The following is a 17,306-nucleotide window of genomic DNA, read 5'->3' as shown; positions in this document are numbered from 1 at the left end:
CGATGCGAATTCTGAAAGTCGCGTCCTTGCTGCTGGACTATCCGTGCAGCGAACTGGTCGATGGGCGCGAGGCGCTGGCCGACGCCATCCGGCAGGCGCGGGAAATCGGGCCGGATCGCCGACGGGCACTGCTGGCCCTGCTCGACGAGCTGACGATGAACGATCTGCTCGACGTGCAGGAGCGCTACGACGGGCTGTTCGACCGCGGCCGGCACCTGTCCCTGCTGTTGTTCGAGCACGTGCACGGTGAGTCGCGCGATCGCGGCCAGGCGATGGTCGATCTGCTCGCGCACTATCACGCGGCGGGCTTCGCGATCGGGCGCAACGAGCTGCCCGACCACATCCCGCTGTATCTCGAATTCCTGTCGACGCGCGACGCCGCCGGCGCGTGCGAAGGGCTCGCGGACGTCGCGCATCTGCTGGCGCTGCTGGCCAAGCGGCTTGACGAGCGGCAGAGCCCGTACGCAACGATCTTCCGGGCGCTGCTCGACATCGCCGGCCACGCTGACGGCGTCGACGCCATCGACGCCGCGGACGCCTCCGTCGATGGACCGCTCGGGCAGGGCGCCGGGGCCCACGCGGCACAGGATGACGATTCGCTGGAAGCCCTCGATCGCGCCTGGGCAGAGGAGCAGGTCAGTTTTCTCGCCGCTGGCCAGCAGGGCTGCGCAAGCGGCTGCGCATCCACCGAGCGCGCCGGCGGCCCGCCTCCGATGCCGGCCGAGCCTCCCGAGCCGCACGCGGCTCATGTGGCTCATGCGGCGCATGCGGCTCAGGGCCTGCCCGAGCCGATCGCGGTGCCGATGCACTGGGTGGATTTCGTCAGAACCCGAGGGGCCGAAGCGGCCCGGAGTTGAATCATGGACAAACTTTCGTTCCTGCTGTTCGGCGTCTATCCGTATGTTGCGGTCGCCGTGCTGCTGCTGGGCTGCTGGGCGCGTTTCGATCTGGCGCAATACACCTGGAAGGCACATTCGAGCCAGATGCTTGCGCCCCGTCACATGCGCGTGGCGAGCAACCTGTTCCACGTTGGCGTGTTGTTCATTCTGGCCGGACACTTCGTCGGCCTGCTGACGCCGCCCGCGCTCTATCATCATCTGATCAGCAGCGCGCACAAGCAGATGCTGGCGATGGTCAGCGGCGGGTTTTTCGGCGTCCTCGCGCTGGTCGGGCTCACGATGCTGACATGGCGTCGCCTGACGAACCTGCGCGTGCGCAAGAGCTCGACGTTCTCGGACATCATGATCCTGCTGGTGCTGCTGGTTCAACTGCTGCTCGGCCTGGCGACCATCTTCGCGTCGACGGAACACCTCGATGGCTCGGTCATGCTGTTGCTCGGTGCCTGGGCGCAGAACATCGTGACGCTGCGTCCCTACGCGGCAGCCGAGGCAATCGCGGCCACCAGCCTCGTGTACAAGGCGCATGTGTTCCTCGGACTGACGCTGTTCGTGCTGTTCCCCTTCACGCGGCTGGTGCATTTCCTCAGTGCGCCGGTCTGGTATCTGATGCGGCGCTATCAGATTGTTCGGCAGCGGGCCTGAGGAGACAATCATGAGTTGCTGCAACGACGCCACCGTGAGCGAGTTCGACGCCGCGCGCGGCGATACGGGAAGACGCCGGACGACGATCCCGCTGCATGCGGTGCCGGCCTTGTCCGAAGCCCCGGCGCCTCGCGACACCGGCCCGGCCGTGCGACCGCTGCGCGTCAACGGGGTCGAGATCTCGACGGCCGAGCTTGCCGCCGAATTGCAATACCATCCGGCTGGCGATCGCGAGACAGCGCTGCAACAGGCTTCGGTCGCGCTGGCGATTCGCGAATTGCTGCGGCAGCGCGCGCACGCGCTGGGCATCGATCCGCCAGCACCGGCGCGGGCCTGGCAGGCGCATGATCTCGCCGACGAAGCGTGTCAGTCCGTCGGCGCGGGCGCCGCCGGTGCCGCGCAGGACCGTCACGATGCTGCGTCGGCATGGCATGACGGCTCCGAATCTCATGCCGGCGAATCCCACGAGGAAGCTCGCACGCGCGCGTTGCTGGCCCGCGAGGTGGCTCTGCCCGACGTGGAGCAGCGGGCAGTGCTGCGTTACTACGAGGCCAACCGGGACCGCTTCCGCACCGCGCCGCTACTCGCCGTGCGTCATATCCTGCTGGCCTGTGCGCCGGCCGACGCCGCGGCGCGCAGCCGCGCCAGAGCGCAGGCCGTGGACCTGCTTGGCAGGTTACGCGACGGCGCGCCGTTCACGGCACTGGCCAGTGCGCATTCCGACTGTCCGTCACGGCAGCAGGGTGGCGCGCTTGGCCAGATCAGCAAGGGACAGACCGTGCCGGAGTTCGAGCGCGCGCTGTTCGCACTGCCGTGCGGCCTGTGCTTGCATCCGATCGAGAGCCGCTATGGCGTGCACGTGGTTATCGTCGACGAGCGCATGGAAGGGCGCGCACTGCCGTTCGAGGCAGTCCGCGAGGCGATACGCAGGCAACTGGCCGAATCGGTCTGGCGGCGCGCCGTCTCGCAGTATCTGGCGATGTTGGTCGGCGCGGCGCACATCGAGGGCGTGGCAATCGACGGTGCGACTTCGCCGCTGCTGCAATAGCGCGTCGCTGGCGAATTCGACGGCCGGCCTCGCGTCGAGAGCGGTCAAGGGAGGACGACGGGTGGCGAAGCGGGACGAAATGTCGAAAAGCAGGTCGAAACGGATCGAAACGGGACGAAAGAGGTTCGAACCGATCGCAAGCGTTCCAGATTGCTCGACATTGCTCGCTATTGTCTGGCGGGCGCGGCGATGCGGCGCGGCGTTAGCGCTGGCCGGCCGCCGCCTGCCGGCGGAAGCGGATGGCCGTGCCCTCGCGCTCGATCCGGTCCCACACCGCGCGCCGCTCGGCCTCGTTCATGAACACCCAGTTCGACACCTCGAGCGCGGTGCGTCCGCAGCCCTGGCAAACCTCGTCGAACAACGTCGAGCAGATGCCGATGCAGGGGCTGTCGGGGCGGTCGTGCAGGTCGGACATCGGGAACTCCAGCGGGCGTGGCCAAGCGGCCGGTGAGCAGGCAGGCAGACATTATCGCAAGGCAGGCCGCCGGGCATTGCCCCTGCCGCCGGTGCGGGCAAGCGTCAGCGCGCGATGCTGTAGCCGATCCGCACGTTCCAGTGCTGACGCCCGTTGTAATCCAGCAGGTCTTCGCCGTAGCCGTTGAAGTAACCGAGCCACAGGTAGCCGCCCCAGGCGCCGCCCAGCAGTTTTTGGAGCGGATAGGTCAACTGTGCATCGACGCTGCCGTTCCAGGCGTGGTTGCCCTTGCGCAGCGTGGTGCGCAGTTCAAGCGCGTCCGGACGACCATACTTGAATGTCAGGTCGGCGAAGCCGCGATACGCCATGATGTCTGGGTTCTCGCTCTTCTGGAGGTAGTAATAGAACTTCGGCATCAAGGTCAGTTGCGTCGCGGCCGGCATCGCGAAACGCACGATCGGCTGTACGTACGCGGTGTTGATGCTGCGCGACCGCTCGCCGGAGCGACCGTTCGATTCATGTTCCAGGCCGGCCTGGACGCCAAGCGACTCAAACCAGCTGGACTTGATGCCCAGGTCCGGCACGTAATAGAACAGCGACGGTTTGTAGCTGGTGTCGCGGAACGGACGGGACTCGGCGCTCAGGTCCCAGATCGAGGTCTGCGTGTAGCCGAAGTACAGGTTGTCGAAAAGCGCGCGCGAGCGCGGATCGGCCGGCATGATGACGCGGTACTTGAAGCTCAGCTGGAACCGCGCGTTCGTGTCGCCGTTGCGTCCCACACCGACATAGAACGGTTCGTAGAACGACAGGCGGCTTTCCGGCAGCGGCTGGGCACCCGCAGTGGTTGCCACCGGTGCCCCGGCGGCGGCCACCGCCGCGCCGCTGGCCGCTTCCGGGGCGGCGGCGATCCCGGCGGGCGGCGGCGCGGTTTCGCGCTGCGCCTGGTTGTCGGCGACGGTCTCGTCCTGTCGGCGCCCGCGATCGAGCGTGACGAGCGCCGGCGCCGTGTTGTAGCCCGCCACTTGCACCCTGACCGCACCGCGCAGCCGGTCGGGCCAGCTCGCCGTGTACGCGACCTTGCGGAAGCCGCCGGTATGCAGCGCCAGTTGCGCCGGCGCATTGCCGGCACGCTGAAGCGTCACTGTCTGCACCGCTTCGCTGTCGCCTTGTTGCACGGCCACCGCGATGGTCGGCGGCACGTCGAAACGCTGGACCCGCCCGTTGGCATCATCGTGGGAAAAGACCAACGTGACCGTGAGCGGCTGGTCGGCGGCAACCACGGCCGGCGGCTGCACGACCGCAACGTCCGCCCGCGCCCCGGCGGCCGCCAACGCGGTCGTTGCCAGCACTGCAGCGCGGAGTGATGTCGCGCGCAGCGGCGGGCCCGCCCGGCGGTGCGTGCGAAGTCGTTGAACGAGCGGGGTTGCGACGCCGGCTGGGGCGTCGGAAGGGGCGAGGCGGGCGGTCATCGGGTCCTTACGTCGGAAAGGCGGAACAGCGAGCGCCGGCTCCGGCCGGCGCGTGGCACGACTATACCCGTAACGCTGTCTTCCGACGTTGCCCGGCCGCCACGCGCGCGGCCGGCGCGGCTTACCGGGCGGCTTACCGGGCGGCTTACCGGGCGGCTCATCCAGCGGTTCGCCCGGCGGTTGTGGCGACGCCCCGTCGGCGGACCAGGGTCGGTCGCCGACGGGCGCCGGCGGCCTTATTCGATGACCAGTTCCACCGGCATGTTGCCGCGCGTGGCGCGTGAATACGGGCAGAACTCATGGGCTTTCTGCACCGCGGCTTCCAGTGCCGCGCGGTCGGTGCCGGGCGACGAGATGCGCAGCACGGTCGACAGCGCCAAACCCGGCTTGCCCTCGGCGTCGCCGATCGAGACTTCGGCCGTCACCTTCGCGTCCGGACTGATGCGCACGCCGTCCTTGCCGGCCAGCAGTTTCAGCGCGCCGAGGAAACAGGCGGAATAGCCAGCCGCGAACAACTGCTCGGGATTGGTCCCTGGCGCATCGGCGCCGCCGAGGCCTTTCGGGACGGTCAGCTTCAGGTCGATCGTGCCATCGTCCGAGCGGGAGCGTCCGTCGCGTCCGCCGGTGCTGGTGGCGATGCCGGTGTATTTGGTTGCCATTGTCATCTCCTTTGTGGGCGATTAATCGGGGCTTGCGTTGGGAACAACTTGCTCCAGGGAGCGGGCCCGCAAGCGGTGGCCCTTGCGCACTAGGCGAGCGTCTGCCAGAGCAGTGCGCCGTTGAGGATCACGAGACCGCCGGTGAAGGCCCATGCCGCGACCAGCGGCAGGCCGCGCACCCGCCACGGCCCCATCAGGGAAGGCCGAGTCGCGAAAATCATCATCGGTACGATCGCCAACGGCAACTGTAGCGAGAGCACCACCTGACTGCTGACCAACAGGCGATTCGAGCTGCCGTCGCCGAACCACGCGACCGCGGCGAGTGCCGGCGCGAGCGCGAGCGCACGCGTCAGCAGGGCACGCTGCCATGGCCGGATGCGCAAGCGGGTGAAGCCCTCCATCACCACCTGTCCGGCGAGGGTGCCAGTGACTGTCGAGTTCAGGCCGCATGCCAACAGTGCGGCGGCGAACAGCGGCCCTGCCCAGCCGGCGCCGACCAAGGGGGTGAGCAGCCGGTGCGCTTCGGCCAGATCGTCCAGCTGCGTCTGTCCCGCTTCGTGGAACACCGCGGCCGCGACGACCAGCAAGCCCGCGTTGATCAGGAAGGCAAACACCAGGGCGCCGATCGTATCGATGTTGACGCTGCGCAAAGCCAGACGGATCTGGCTCGGCATGCCGTCCGGCGCATGCCGTTTGACCAGCGCGGAATGCAGATACAGGTTGTGGGGCATCACGGTCGCGCCCAGGATCCCCGCTGCCAGCCAGACCATGCCCGCGTGACGAAGCAATTCCGGCGACGGGCGGACGCCGGCTGCCACGGCATGCCAGTCGGGGTGGGCGGCAGCCAGTTGCGCCGCCAGCGACGCGGCGACAAAAACGATCAGGAAGGTAATCGCGATCTCGACCGCGCGGGCGCCCAGGGAGCGCAGGGACAGCAGGGCGATCGTGCCGATCGCCGAGAGCAGTACACCGCTCGTCAGCGAAATGCCGAGCAAGAGCTGAAGCGCCACCGCGCTGCCGACCACCTCGGCCACGTCGCAAGCGACAATCGCGACTTCAGCCGCGAGCCACAGGGCGGTCGCGACTTTCGGTCCACAGTACTCGCGGCACAGTTCGGCTAGATCGCGGCGGGTGACCAGACCCACGCGCGAAGCGATCCACTGCAGCAACATGCCGGCGACGCTGGCCACCAACACGACGAACAGCAGGTTGTAACCGAACTGAGCGCCCGCGGCCAGATCGGTCGCCCAGTTGCCTGGGTCCATGTAGCCCACGGCAACCATGGCGCCCGCGCCGAGGAACGAAAACCAACGGCGTGTGGGTGGACGCGCCTGCGGGCGCTGGACTGCTTCGACGGTGCCTTGCAAAACGTTCATTGCGCCAATCCTCTCCAATAGCAACATGCTATCGAAAAAAAGGCGCGATAGGAAATAGCCCACCTTGATCGATGCGATAGCCAGCAGCGACTGACTTGCGACGCAAAGGGCGTTCCCGCGGCTGCGGCGTGCGTACTGAACCGCCTCCCGTCACGCGTCCCGCGTCACGCAGGCTTTGGGCTAGGCCGCATTGCAGCGACGTCGGTGCGCCGATCCGCCGAGACGCCGTTGCGCGCGCACTTGCGCTTGCTTCTTAAGATACGCCGGGCGGTCCGAACGAAAGCGCGCTGTCGCGGCAGGCGGCGCGGCGTCAGCAACGATGATGGATCGTGCGGGCAGGCGCTTGCGTAGCGGCGGGGGTCGACGAGCGACGACCGCGTGCGGCAGGCAGATGCCGTGCCCTCGGGCCGGGATCGCCGGCTTTCGCGCAGCTTCGGGGCGACCGGCAGCGGCATGGCCGGCGCCATGCCGCTCGTCGCCGGCGCCCGTTGCGCAGGACCCCGTGTCCGGTTCCGCCGCAATGGCCGGCGCGGCTGCCTCGCAGCGCGCGCCGGATGCGTGCCGGCGCAGCGCGGCGCGAGAGCCGGTCCGCATTGCGCAGGTTGAGGCTAGACCGCCGGGTGGCCCAGCCTCTCCATCAGGGCCGCCGAGCGCATCACCGACGCATACTTCTGCGCCATGTCGAAGAGGCTTGCCTCATGCGGCGCCAGCGCGCGGTCGCCGACACAGTCGGACAGTACCACCGGACGAAAGCCGCATTGCATCGCATCGACGACGCTTGCGCGCACGCAGCCGCTGGTCACGCACCCCGCGACGACAAGCGTCGAGACGCCGCGCATTGCGAGCCACGCCGCGAGCGAGGTGCCGAAGAAGGCCGATGGAACGTTCTTCCGAATCACCAGCTCGCCCTGCGCCGGGGCCAGTTCCGGCACGATCGCGCTGGCCGGCGAGTGCTCCTTCAACGTCAGCATGCCGGGCACTTTCAGCGAGAACACGTTCGCGTCCGAGTCGTCGTCGGCGTACACGATACGGCTGTGCGCAATCGGCCACTTCATCTCGCGCGCGGCGCGCAGGAGCGGGACCGTTCGTTCGATCGCGTCGGCAATGTTGCCGCCACCGAACACGGCGGGATCGGCAAAGCCGTTGACGAAGTCGATGATCAACAGTCCGAGTCGGCCGTCGATCTCCAACAGACTGCCGAAACCCTGGCGCGCGTATGTCGCTTCCTTTGTTTCAGTGGTCATCACGCGCCTCGACGGTCTTGCCGTTGCGCACCACTTCGACACCATCCAATGCGACAGTGCAGCGTCGCAGCGGAACATCGATGTGGCATGCGGTCGTGCGCTTGCCGCCGCCTTCGTTGTTCGGTCCGAGCGAGAACAGGAAATTGCCGTCGAACGCACGCGCATCCATGCCCAGCGTGGCCTCGCGATCGTAGAGGCCGAGGGTCGACCAGTACGCACGCTTCTGCAGGCCCCAGCCGATGTGCGAGATGGCGAACGCTTCCGGATCGCCGAACGACGCCATGTACTCACGCAACAGGTCGGCGTCCACGCCGCCTTCGATCCTGCGCGCGTAGCCCGCTTCGACGGTCAGTACGATCGGCTCGCTGCAGTAACGCTTCTGCGGGAGCAGGATGTCGCCGCGGTCGATCACGATGCGACCGTTCGCGCCGCCTTCGTCGGGGAAGGTCAGCGCGAAGCCGCTCGGCCAGTGGTCCCAGCGACCGGGCGCGTCGACGAAACCGTACTCGGCGATGGCCGCGAACTCGCCCATCGGACACGTCAGATCGGTGCCGGCCGCCGACGTCACGCGCATTTCGCGCGCGTTCTCGATGCGCTTGGTCGCCGCCAGCACGCGCGTCCGATCCGCCAGCGTCGGCGTCATCCGGACCAACACTTCCGGCGGTTCCACGGCCAGCAGGATCTTTGTGCCAGAGGCGAGGATCTCATGCTGCTCCGGGGAAAACAGCAGCGTCATCAAGTCCAGCACCAGGTCGCTCGCCTTCAACGCGGCGATGGCGGCATGATTGCCGGTGAGCGGCGTTTCACCGAGATAGGCCAGCGCATCGCGCGACAAAGCCTTTTCGCCGTTCACCGGCGGCAGGTCGAGCCGATTGACGATCGCGCCCATCGACTGCGTCGCGATCAGTGCGCATGCGAGCGTTTGCGGATGGGTGGCTGCGCCGGTGAGGATGGTGACCGACTGCCCGGGCTCGAGACGGGACAGCGTGAGGACCTCCTTCCAGGCCTCGACGAGTTGATAGTCGCTGATTGGCATGCGTGTGCCTCCAATTGGGTCTCAGGCGAGCGGCGCGCCGAAGAAGTCGCCGCAGGCGCGGTAAAAGCCTTCCTCGTCGTCCCACGGGATCATGTGGCCGGCGTCCGGAACCTTGGCCAACGCGAGCTGCGGCATCAGCACGCGCAACTCGGCGATGTCGTCCTCGCGGACCACGTCGCCCCGGCCGGCCACCATCAGCACGACCGGCTGTGTCACCAGCGGCATGTCGGCATGCACGTCATCGGCGTGGAAGCCGTCGTAGCTGGCGCGGATTGCGCGCTCGTCGCAGGTATGCAGCCACTCCGCACGCAGGCGCAACTGTTCCTGGCTCCAGGTCGGGCAGAACTGGCGCATGCCTTCCATGTCGATGCCTCCGCGGGCCAGCGCCATCGAGTCGACGTACCACGGCAATTGTGCTGGGTACGGACGGCGGCCCGGCCCGGACACGGGTGGGTCGATGAGCGCGATCCGCGCAACGCGCGCCGCGCGGCCGTCGGCCTTGCCGTGCCGCACCGCGCGCAGTGCAATGCGCCCACCCATCGAGTGGCCGAGCACGCTCGCATGCCGCAGGTCCATTGCGTCGAGGAAGCCGAGCAGGTCGGCAGCCTGTGCATCGAGGCTGTAGTCGAGCGTGTCCGACGCGCTCGACAGACCGCGTCCCCGTACGTCAAGGATGTAGGTGTCGAACTGTTTCCCGAAACGCTCGCCGACGAAGCCCCACGTGACGGCCGGACTGGTGATGCCCGGCACGATCACGACCGGATCGCGGCCTGGCCGTGCGCCGCCGTAGCGCAGGTAGTGTTGGCGAATACCGTTGGCGTTGACGTTGCCGCCGTAGAGATAGGCCGACATGTCAGTACGCACCCGAGAGCAGGGCGCCGGCGCCCGGCACCACCCGGCGCAGTCCGAGCTGCTTCAAAATCGCGTGGGCGGTGGCCACCGCGGCGGTCACCACGGGCTTGCCGGTCATCGCCTCGACCTGCGCGATCGCAGGCAACGACGGCATCTGCACGCACGCCGACAGGACGATGGCGTCGACGCCGTCGAGGTTCAGCTTCTTGACGATCTCGGGCAAGCGGGCCGGATCGTGCCGACCGACTTCGAGATTGTCGGCGATCTCCAGTGCGATGTAGTCGACCACTTCGAAGCCTTCGTGCCGGATGTAGTCGACCACCAGTTCGGTCAGCGGCTTCATGTACGGTGCGACGATCGCGACGCGCTTCGCGCCGATCGTCTTCAGTCCTTCGATCAGTGCGCCCGCGCTGGTGATGACCGGAGCGTCGGCACCATTGGCGGCGGTGTGCGCCTGCAGCCGCTCCTGCGACACGCGGTGATAGCCTCGGCCCATCGCCATGATCGCGACCAGGCATGCGTAGCCCAGCACGTCGACGCGTGCGTCGGACAACTCGACCGCACAGCGGTCCGACTCCGCGTCCATTTGAGCCAGCTCTTCCTTCACCACTTTCTTCATCCGCATCCGGCTCGAATGGAAGGTGAAGCGTTCCGGCTCGATGCTCTGACGGGCGAGCAGCATGGCCGGAATTTCGGTCTCCATCGTCGTGTTCGAGCTGGGGACGATCTGGCCGATGCGGTAGGACTTTGCTGTCATGTCGATTGGTCTCTCGATGAATGGTCAGGCGGCAGCCAGTGCACGCGGCGCGAAGTCGGTCGCGCTGTAGGCATAGACCCAGTTCGCCTGGATGCCGGACGCTTGCGGATTCAGGTAGGACTTGAATTTGTAGATGAGGTCGCGCTTGCGCTGCGCGAACGCGCTCGGCAGGTGGTAGGTCTTGCCGCGCGCGCGCGATTCCAACTGCACACGGCGGGTGCGCGGCAGGCGTTCGGCCTGGTAGTCGCGCAGCGCGCTCGCGATGTCGTTGCCATGCGCGCCGAGCGACTTGGCCAGCACGTAGCCGTCCTCGATCGCCATCGCCGCGCCTTGCGAGAGGAATGGCAGCATCGGATGGCACGCATCGCCGAGGAGGGTGATGTTGCCGCGCGACCACTCGGTCATCGGGTCGCGATCGAACAGGCCCCACTTGAAAACCGAGTCCGCGCGCTCGAACAGTCGCTGCAGGTTTGGATGCCAGCCCTCGAACGTGGCAAGCAGTTCTTCGCGGCTGCTCTTTGCATGCCACGATTCCTCGACCCAGTTCTCCGTTTCCGCGACCGCCACGATGTTGACTGCCTTGCCGCGGCGCACGTAGTAGGTCACGACGTGGGCATGGGGCCCAAGCCAGAACGAGGAATCGGGGCTCACGAAGGCGGGCATCGCGTCGAACGGGACGACCGCGCGGAAACACATATTGCCGGTGAAGCGAGGCGCTTCCTGGCCGAACAGCTTCGCGCGGACCACGGAACGCACACCGTCCGCGCCGACGATCAGGTCGGCTTCGAATTCGCTGCCGTCCTCGAACACCGCCACCGCCTTGTCATCTTCCTGCCGGACGTCGACGCAGGTCGTCGACAGCCGCGCGGCGTCGCTCGGAACGATGGTGGTCAGGATGTGATGCAGGTCGGCGCGGTGCACATGGAAGAACGGGGCGCCATACAGCTCCTCGCAAACGCCGGCGAGCGGGGTGCGGAAGCTCTCGCGCGCCGTTTCCCAGTCGCGTCCGACAATGGCCTGCGGCAGGAACGCGACGTCCGCGAGCGCATCGCCCAGACCGAGCGCACGCAGCACCTTGACTGCGTTCGGCGTCATCTGGATGCCGGCGCCGACTTCGCCGAACGCGCTGGCACGCTCGAAGAGTCGCACTTCGATGCCTTGTTGCGCGAGCGCGCCCGCCAACGCCGCGCCGCCGATGCCGCCGCCGATCACGCCGACACGAAGAGTTCTGCTCATATTGTCTCGTCCCTGGTGGGTGTAGTCTTGATCATGCGATCAATATTATATGGGCGTATAAATAAATGCAACGCGGATTCGACCCCAGTGCCGGCAACCGTGGCATTGCCGCCCGGACTCGAGAAAGCCCCGTAAAATATGGCGGTTATCCGCTGACCTCTGGGCCACGGACGGCAATGCGAAGCGCAAGATCACGTGCTGTGCGAGGCACAACAGGAAGCACGTGGCGACGCACCGCTCGAGACACACCCATACGGCAGAATCCGAAGGGCATGAAAAAAGAGAACATCCATCCCGCGCCTGTTGCCGCTGCAACGCGCGGCGCGCCCGGCGCGCGCAAGCGGCTCGGTCGCCCGACCGGCAACATGAATCAGCGCGAGAACATCCTCGATGCCGCCGAAGTCGATTTTTCGCAGCGCGGCTATGCCGGTACGTCGCTGAAGGAGGTCGCGGCGTCCTGCGATGTCACCCAGGCGCTGATCACGTATTACTTCGGCACCAAGCAGCAGCTGTTCGAACAGGTGTTCCTGCGGCGCGCGACATTGATTTCCGCCGAACGGATGGCGCGTCTGGCAGAACTGACCGAGAGCGGCGAGGCGGCCAGCGTGACGGAGATCGTGCGAGCCTTCCTGCTGCCCCTCGTGGCGCTGCGCAAGTCCGAAGGCGGGCGAGCGTTCATTCGGCTGCAAGCGCGGCTGCATACGGAGCCGCCGGAGATTTCCTACAGCCTGCGCAGTACCGCGTATGGCGATTCCACCGACACCTACGTGGCTGCGTTGCGTGCTGCGCTGCCGGCGCTGCCTGCGAAGGATCTGTATTGGCGCGTGACCGCGATGGTGGGCGCGTATCTGTACGCTTTTTCCGATACGCACCGCCTCGACGTGCTGTCGAAGGATGCCTGCGATCCGATGGATGCCGAGGAAACCCTGGCGCAACTGACCAGTTTCATCGTTGGCGGGCTGGAGGCCGCGGCCAGCGCCACCGCCACCAACACCGCCACCGCCCCCGCCACCGCCACCGCTCGAAGCCGGCCCGTGACCGGGACCGCAGCAAAGCGTGCCGCGGCCAAGTCGACGCGTGGCGCGCCAAGGAAGACGCCAAAGGCAGCGTCGGCCGCCTGACGTCGTTCAGCGCCGCAAGCCGATTTCCATCGAGTCGATGACCTGCCGGACCACGCCGTGCATCGCGTCGCGCGTCGCGGCGGACAGGTCGGACGACGAGGTTTCGCCGATGAGATCGCGCAGTGTTTCCTGCACGTCCGCCGAGGCCGATTGCGGCAGCGCCGCGGCGATGATGCTTAGCGCGGCGGTGAGGCCGTGCACCTTGCCCGTCAATGCATCGAGTTCCTGACTCATGTCTTCCTTTCCTTGGGTTGCATTCATTGAATGAGCGCCGGGCCGCCGGCGCGATACTTGACGAAGATCGCGAGGCCGGCGATCACGGACGGGATGGCGAGCAGCGCGAACACGGCGGGCAGGCCCAACTGCCACGCCGAGAACAAGCCGCCCAGCGCGACGCCGGCGATGCCGCCGAAACGACCGACCCCATACATCCACGACACGCCGGTGGCGCGGCTTTGCGTCGGGTAGAACATCGCGGCCAGCGAAGGCATCGACGATTGCGCCCCGTTCATCGTCGTGCCGGCCAGGAAGATCAGCGCGCTGACCAGCCCGATGCTGCCCATCGCTTGTCCGACGATGAAGATGAACACGGCGGTGAGCAGATACCCGAGCATCACGACGATGTTTGCGTTCCAGCGGTCCATCAGCCACCCCGACACAACGGTTCCGATGCCGCCGCCGAGCGGGAACAGCGCGGTCAGCAGGGCGGCGCGCGCGGGCGTGAAGCCGGCCTCGTTCATCAGCAAGGGCATCCAGCTCATCAGCAGGTAGAAGATCACCAGGCCCATGAAGTACGTCAGCCACAGCATCAGCGTGCCGACGCAGAAGCGCCGCGACAGAATCTCGCCGACCGAGGTCCTGGCCGCTGTTTCACCGCGCTCCGCCAGCCTGAATGCGTGCACTCGCGACAAATCGAGCGGCGCGATACGGCTGAGCGGCGCGTGGATTCGCTCCTTCGGCGCGCCGTGCTTGACCATGTAGCGGACTGACTCCGGCACCCACAGCACCACGCCGACCACCAGCACCAGCGGCGCGATGCCGCCGACCAGAAACAGGCTGTGCCAGCCGAACGTCGGGATCAACCACGACGAGATGAAGCCGCCGACGGCTGCGCCGACCGAGAAGCCGCAGTACGTGGTGTTGACGATGATCGCGCGGCTCCGTGCCGGCGCATATTCGGAGACGAGGGTGATGGCATTCGGAATCGCCGCGCCCAGGCCGATGCCGGTCAGGAAGCGCAGTGTCACCAGCGATTCGACCGAGCCGCAGAACGCGGTGGCGATGCTCATCGCGCCGAAAAACACGGTGGACGCGATCAACACGCCACGGCGCCCGAAGCGGTCGGCTGCCGGCCCGGAGACGACCGCGCCCGCGGCCAGCCCGAACAACGCGGCGCTGAGTACCGGGCCCAGCGCGGCCTTGCTGATGCCCCAGTCCCTCACCAGCGACGGTCCGATGTAGCCGATGGCGGCCGTGTCGACGCCGTCGACCAGGACGATCAGAAAGCACAGGCCCATCAACAGCCACTGGGAACGGGAAAATGGATGCGCGTCGATAAACCGCTCGACGACCACGTCTGCGCTCCACGTCTCGGCGCGACCGGGCGCCGGCGGGTCCTCCACGCGCGGCGGGAAGGTCGGCCCCGACTGAATCTGTGCTTGCGACATGTACAACTCCTCGTTGTCGACGGCGCGTGCCGTCCATGAATGCGTTCAAGCCGGCAGATGCCGGATCGTGCCGGGTCATGCTGGATCGTGCTGGATCGTGCTGGATCGTGCGAAGAGGGGCCCACCGTTTGCGACGTGTTTTTATTATATGTACCTATAATTAATAAGTGCAATCGATCAAAAATAAGTGAAAACGCCGACGCGTAGGTGCGCGTAGGCGCGCGCTGAACGGCTCGGTGCAACACTGCGCGCGGCCGCTTCGCATGCGTGAACTGACAGTCGTCCGCGGCACCTGCCTCGCCGCGTCGTGCCGATGCCGGGCTGCGCGAGTCGCGTGCTTGTCGGCACCGAGTGGGCACCACTCGTTGGGCTCACGCGCGTTGGATTGCGGCTCGCTTCGCTGCCGTGCATCGCGGTGTGCACTGCGCTTACGACGCGGAGATGGCGGCCTGCATCGCGTCGAGGTGCTTCACCGCCTGCAAGCACGCGCAGGCGGAGAGGGCCGTGTGTGAAGCGCAAGCCCGCACGAGCACGACATGCGGTGTTCGCGCTCGCGTGGTCGAGCGACGCTGATGCATGAGGTAGCTGCAGGAGGTTGATGCATAAGGTTGGAAAAACAAACTTGGCGCCGAGCTTTCCGCGCAAACTGGCGAGAGGCGCGGACGGCATGAAGCGTGCAGCGTGTGTCGCGCTCACCGGCCCACGCACGCGTGCATTGCCCTGGTGTCCGGCTTGCAGTCGGCAAGTCACGACCAGGCCGGCTGCGATGCGTCGGCGAATAGCGACAGTTCCGCCGGCGCAGGCCGCGGCGTCGACCGCAGTTACGGGATGGAAGGGCATCGCCTTCTGTTGCTCCGTCGACGCCACTGTCATGCGCATGTCGGCGTTCCCGGTGCAATGCCCCGACGCGATATCTCCGCGATATCTCCGCGAAAGCAGTATCATTCCGCGCCGAAGGCGCGTCGCCCACACGATGCGCAGTGCGAGGTCCCACCGGTTTCGCTTGCTGAGCGTGCGGCCTGTGCGGCATTTGCAGCAAGGCGACCGCCGGTGCCGCGCGAGTGCCGGTCAGCGGTAGCGGCGTAGGGCCAAGCGCGGCGCGCGTCGATGGGTGCCGTCAGTGAGCGCGTCATGCCGAGCGCATCGAACGTTGCCGCGCGCTCACTTGTCGATGCGGTCGATCAGCAATGCAGGCCCGTCGCGTTCGCGCTTGCCATCGTCATCGCTACGGGGGCTCGGGCATCGGCAAGTGCATGTGAGCGGTCTTGTCTTTCGAACCTCGCGACGGCGCCGTGTTCGATGCGAGGACGCGCTCGTGTCTGACGGTCTGCAGCCGGGGCAGGCGCACGATGAATGCGGTGTTCGCCGCGACGTGCGCCGGACGGCGAGCCGGTGTTTGAATTCAGGAGAGCGTTTTGATGGCAAGTCGCAGCTCAAGTGTCGGCCCGGGTGTCGAGCACCGCTGGTTCGTCTATCTCACCCTGGCCTTCGTGAGCGTCGCGTTCTCCGCGACCGGACCTGTGGCGATCATCATGACGGCCGCTCGGGATGCGGGGCTGTCCGCGCAGCAGACCTCGTCATGGCTGTTCGCGGCGCTGGCCGTCAATGGCGTGTCGAGTATCTTCGTCAGTTGGCGCACGCGCCAGCCGCTGCTGTTTCTCTGGACCATCCCGGGCACCTTGTTCGTTGCGCCGATCGTCAGCCATTACGGCTTCGGCGCGGCGATCGGCACCTATCTGTTCTGCGCCGCGGTGTTGATCGTGCTGGGCGTGACGAACCTGGTCGCCGTGCTCGACAAATGGGTGCCGATGCCAGTCGTGATGGCGATGATCGCCGCGCTGTTTCTCAAATATGTGGTGGACGTCGTCCATGCCAGCGTCAGCGCGCCGCTGGTCGGCGCCGCGATGCTCGGCGTGTTCTTTCTCCTGACATGGTTCGAACAGCGCGGCCGCTGCCCGCTGCCGCCGATCATCGGTGCCTTGCTCGCCGGCGCCATCACAGTGTCCGCCAGCGGTTTCTCGCTGCACAGCGGCAGCGGCGCGTGGATCGCCACGCCCGTGATCGTGTTACCGACGTTCCGCCTGAACGCTATCGCCGAAATGGCGGTGCCAATGCTGATCACGATGCTGTTTGTGCAGAATGCGCAGGGCATTGCCGTGCTGCGTGCGGCAGGCCATCCGGCGTCGCTGCGGGGCATCACGGTGGCCAGCGGCATTCTGACCGCGCTGACCGCGCCGTTCGGCGCTTGTCCGTCGGTGCTGGCTGGACCCTCCAATGCGATTCTGGTCTCGGCGGGCACGCGCGGCAAGCATTACATCGGTGCGGTGCTCGCCGGCGTGATGTTCGTCGCGATCGGCTTGTTCGCCACCGCTTATGCGCGGCTGCTCGCGACGCTGCCGACGGCGTTCGTGGCAATCATCGCCGGTCTGGCCCTGCTGCGCGTGCTCAAGAAATCGTTCGTCGCCGCCTTCTCTTCGACCGTTCCGCTCAGCGCACTGGTGGTGTTCGTGGTGGTGCTGAGCGGCGTGAGCTTCTTCGGCATCGGCTCGGCATTCTGGGGCGTGCTTGCCGGCTGTGCGGTCTGCCATCTGATCGAGACCGACCGGCCGGCCAGTTCGCCGCGGCGATAGCGGTTCCGCGCCGTATCGCACGACGGCGCGCGCTCGCATCGAGGGCGGGCGTGCCGCGCCGCCGCCAAGGTGAACGCGCCGGCCCCGGTGTGCCGGCGGCAGAGCAGGGCACGGCGCGTCCAGCGCGCGCCGACGAGCGCGTTCCGTCACCGCGCAAAATCCGGTGTTCCATCCCGCCTGCCCGCTGTCATTGAACCGGGCGCCGGCGTGGTCGGCCGGGGCCTGATACCTTCGGGGTTGGCGCCAGCACCGAGC

Annotated in this window: 16 protein-coding genes; 5 read left to right on the top strand and 11 right to left on the bottom strand. The window is 67.0% G+C overall.

Translation table 11 applies throughout. The annotated features are described in order from the left end of the window. Nucleotides 1-2 precede the first annotated feature (2 nt). Genes narJ through BLU54_RS18095 form a run of 3 tightly spaced genes read left to right on the top strand, consistent with a single transcriptional unit; the run spans nucleotide 3 to nucleotide 2,589 of the window. Nucleotides 3-857: a nitrate reductase molybdenum cofactor assembly chaperone gene (gene narJ, locus BLU54_RS18105; protein WP_091911555.1), complete on the top strand. Its 855-nt coding sequence runs from the start codon at nucleotides 3-5 to the stop codon at nucleotides 855-857. A 3-nt stretch (nucleotides 858-860) separates the two neighbouring features. Next, nucleotides 861-1,541, top strand: coding sequence for a respiratory nitrate reductase subunit gamma (gene narI / locus BLU54_RS18100; RefSeq protein WP_091911553.1), 681 nt, complete (start codon nucleotides 861-863; stop codon nucleotides 1,539-1,541). Nucleotides 1,542-1,551: 10 nt separating this feature from the next. Next, nucleotides 1,552-2,589, top strand: a complete 1,038-nt coding sequence (locus tag BLU54_RS18095) for a peptidylprolyl isomerase (RefSeq protein ID WP_091911551.1) — start codon at nucleotides 1,552-1,554, stop codon at nucleotides 2,587-2,589. Between the two features lie 202 nt (nucleotides 2,590-2,791). On the opposite strand, the gene BLU54_RS18090 is transcribed toward BLU54_RS18095, so the two are convergent. From BLU54_RS18090 to BLU54_RS18045, 9 genes are all read right to left on the bottom strand, one after another. Then, the gene (locus tag BLU54_RS18090; protein ID WP_091911548.1) at nucleotides 2,792-3,004 is read right to left on the bottom strand and encodes a DUF1289 domain-containing protein; all 213 of its coding nucleotides are present in this window, start codon (nucleotides 3,002-3,004) and stop codon (nucleotides 2,792-2,794) included. 104 nt (nucleotides 3,005-3,108) lie between these two features. Next, complete coding sequence (locus tag BLU54_RS18085; RefSeq protein ID WP_235838019.1) at nucleotides 3,109-4,353, bottom strand: phospholipase A; 1,245 nt, start codon at nucleotides 4,351-4,353, stop codon at nucleotides 3,109-3,111. A 356-nt stretch (nucleotides 4,354-4,709) separates the two neighbouring features. Then, nucleotides 4,710-5,132 carry an organic hydroperoxide resistance protein gene (locus tag BLU54_RS18080; protein WP_211435372.1) on the bottom strand — a complete coding sequence of 141 codons (423 nt, stop codon included), beginning with the start codon at nucleotides 5,130-5,132 and terminating at the stop codon, nucleotides 4,710-4,712. Nucleotides 5,133-5,221: 89 nt separating this feature from the next. Beyond that, nucleotides 5,222-6,508 (bottom strand): Nramp family divalent metal transporter, encoded by a 1,287-nt coding sequence (locus tag BLU54_RS18075; RefSeq protein WP_091911539.1) that lies wholly within the window; start codon nucleotides 6,506-6,508, stop codon nucleotides 5,222-5,224. A gap of 608 nt (nucleotides 6,509-7,116) precedes the next feature. Continuing rightward, complete coding sequence (locus BLU54_RS18065; protein WP_091911533.1) at nucleotides 7,117-7,752, bottom strand: N-carbamoylsarcosine amidohydrolase; 636 nt, start codon at nucleotides 7,750-7,752, stop codon at nucleotides 7,117-7,119. Beyond that, on the bottom strand, nucleotides 7,742-8,788 hold the full coding sequence (locus BLU54_RS18060) for a M29 family metallopeptidase (RefSeq protein ID WP_091911529.1): 1,047 nt from the start codon (nucleotides 8,786-8,788) through the stop codon (nucleotides 7,742-7,744). Before BLU54_RS18060 ends, BLU54_RS18065 begins: the two co-directional genes overlap by 11 nt. A gap of 21 nt (nucleotides 8,789-8,809) precedes the next feature. After that, complete coding sequence (locus tag BLU54_RS18055) at nucleotides 8,810-9,640, bottom strand: alpha/beta fold hydrolase (RefSeq protein WP_091911525.1); 831 nt, start codon at nucleotides 9,638-9,640, stop codon at nucleotides 8,810-8,812. Nucleotide 9,641: 1 nt separating this feature from the next. Continuing rightward, entirely contained in the window at nucleotides 9,642-10,397 is a 756-nt protein-coding gene (locus BLU54_RS18050) for a maleate cis-trans isomerase family protein (RefSeq protein ID WP_091911522.1), read from the bottom strand. A 24-nt stretch (nucleotides 10,398-10,421) separates the two neighbouring features. Continuing rightward, nucleotides 10,422-11,633 carry an FAD-dependent monooxygenase gene (locus BLU54_RS18045; RefSeq protein WP_091911520.1) on the bottom strand — a complete coding sequence of 404 codons (1,212 nt, stop codon included), beginning with the start codon at nucleotides 11,631-11,633 and terminating at the stop codon, nucleotides 10,422-10,424. 272 nt (nucleotides 11,634-11,905) lie between these two features. Between BLU54_RS18045 and BLU54_RS18040 the strand changes: the two genes are divergently transcribed. Then, on the top strand, nucleotides 11,906-12,754 hold the full coding sequence (locus tag BLU54_RS18040; RefSeq protein ID WP_091911517.1) for a TetR/AcrR family transcriptional regulator: 849 nt from the start codon (nucleotides 11,906-11,908) through the stop codon (nucleotides 12,752-12,754). A gap of 6 nt (nucleotides 12,755-12,760) precedes the next feature. Here the strand turns inward: BLU54_RS18040 and BLU54_RS18035 are convergent, their stop codons facing one another. Together BLU54_RS18035 and BLU54_RS18030 are read right to left on the bottom strand one after the other, a co-directional pair. After that, a complete protein-coding gene (locus BLU54_RS18035; protein ID WP_091911515.1) occupies nucleotides 12,761-12,988 on the bottom strand; it encodes a hypothetical protein in 228 nt (75 codons plus the stop codon). Between the two features lie 23 nt (nucleotides 12,989-13,011). Further along, a complete protein-coding gene (locus BLU54_RS18030; RefSeq protein WP_091911513.1) occupies nucleotides 13,012-14,421 on the bottom strand; it encodes an aromatic acid/H+ symport family MFS transporter in 1,410 nt (469 codons plus the stop codon). A 1,418-nt stretch (nucleotides 14,422-15,839) separates the two neighbouring features. Here BLU54_RS18030 and BLU54_RS18025 point away from each other — a divergent pair. Then, a complete protein-coding gene (locus BLU54_RS18025) occupies nucleotides 15,840-17,051 on the top strand; it encodes a benzoate/H(+) symporter BenE family transporter (RefSeq protein ID WP_091911510.1) in 1,212 nt (403 codons plus the stop codon). Nucleotides 17,052-17,306 lie beyond the last annotated feature (255 nt).

The organism is Chitinasiproducens palmae (assembly GCF_900095735.1).
In the GTDB taxonomy this organism is placed as follows: Bacteria; Pseudomonadota; Gammaproteobacteria; order Burkholderiales; family Burkholderiaceae; genus Chitinasiproducens; species Chitinasiproducens palmae.
The sequence above is the reverse complement of the archived record's forward strand: the minus strand, read 5'-3'. Positions and strand labels throughout refer to the sequence as shown.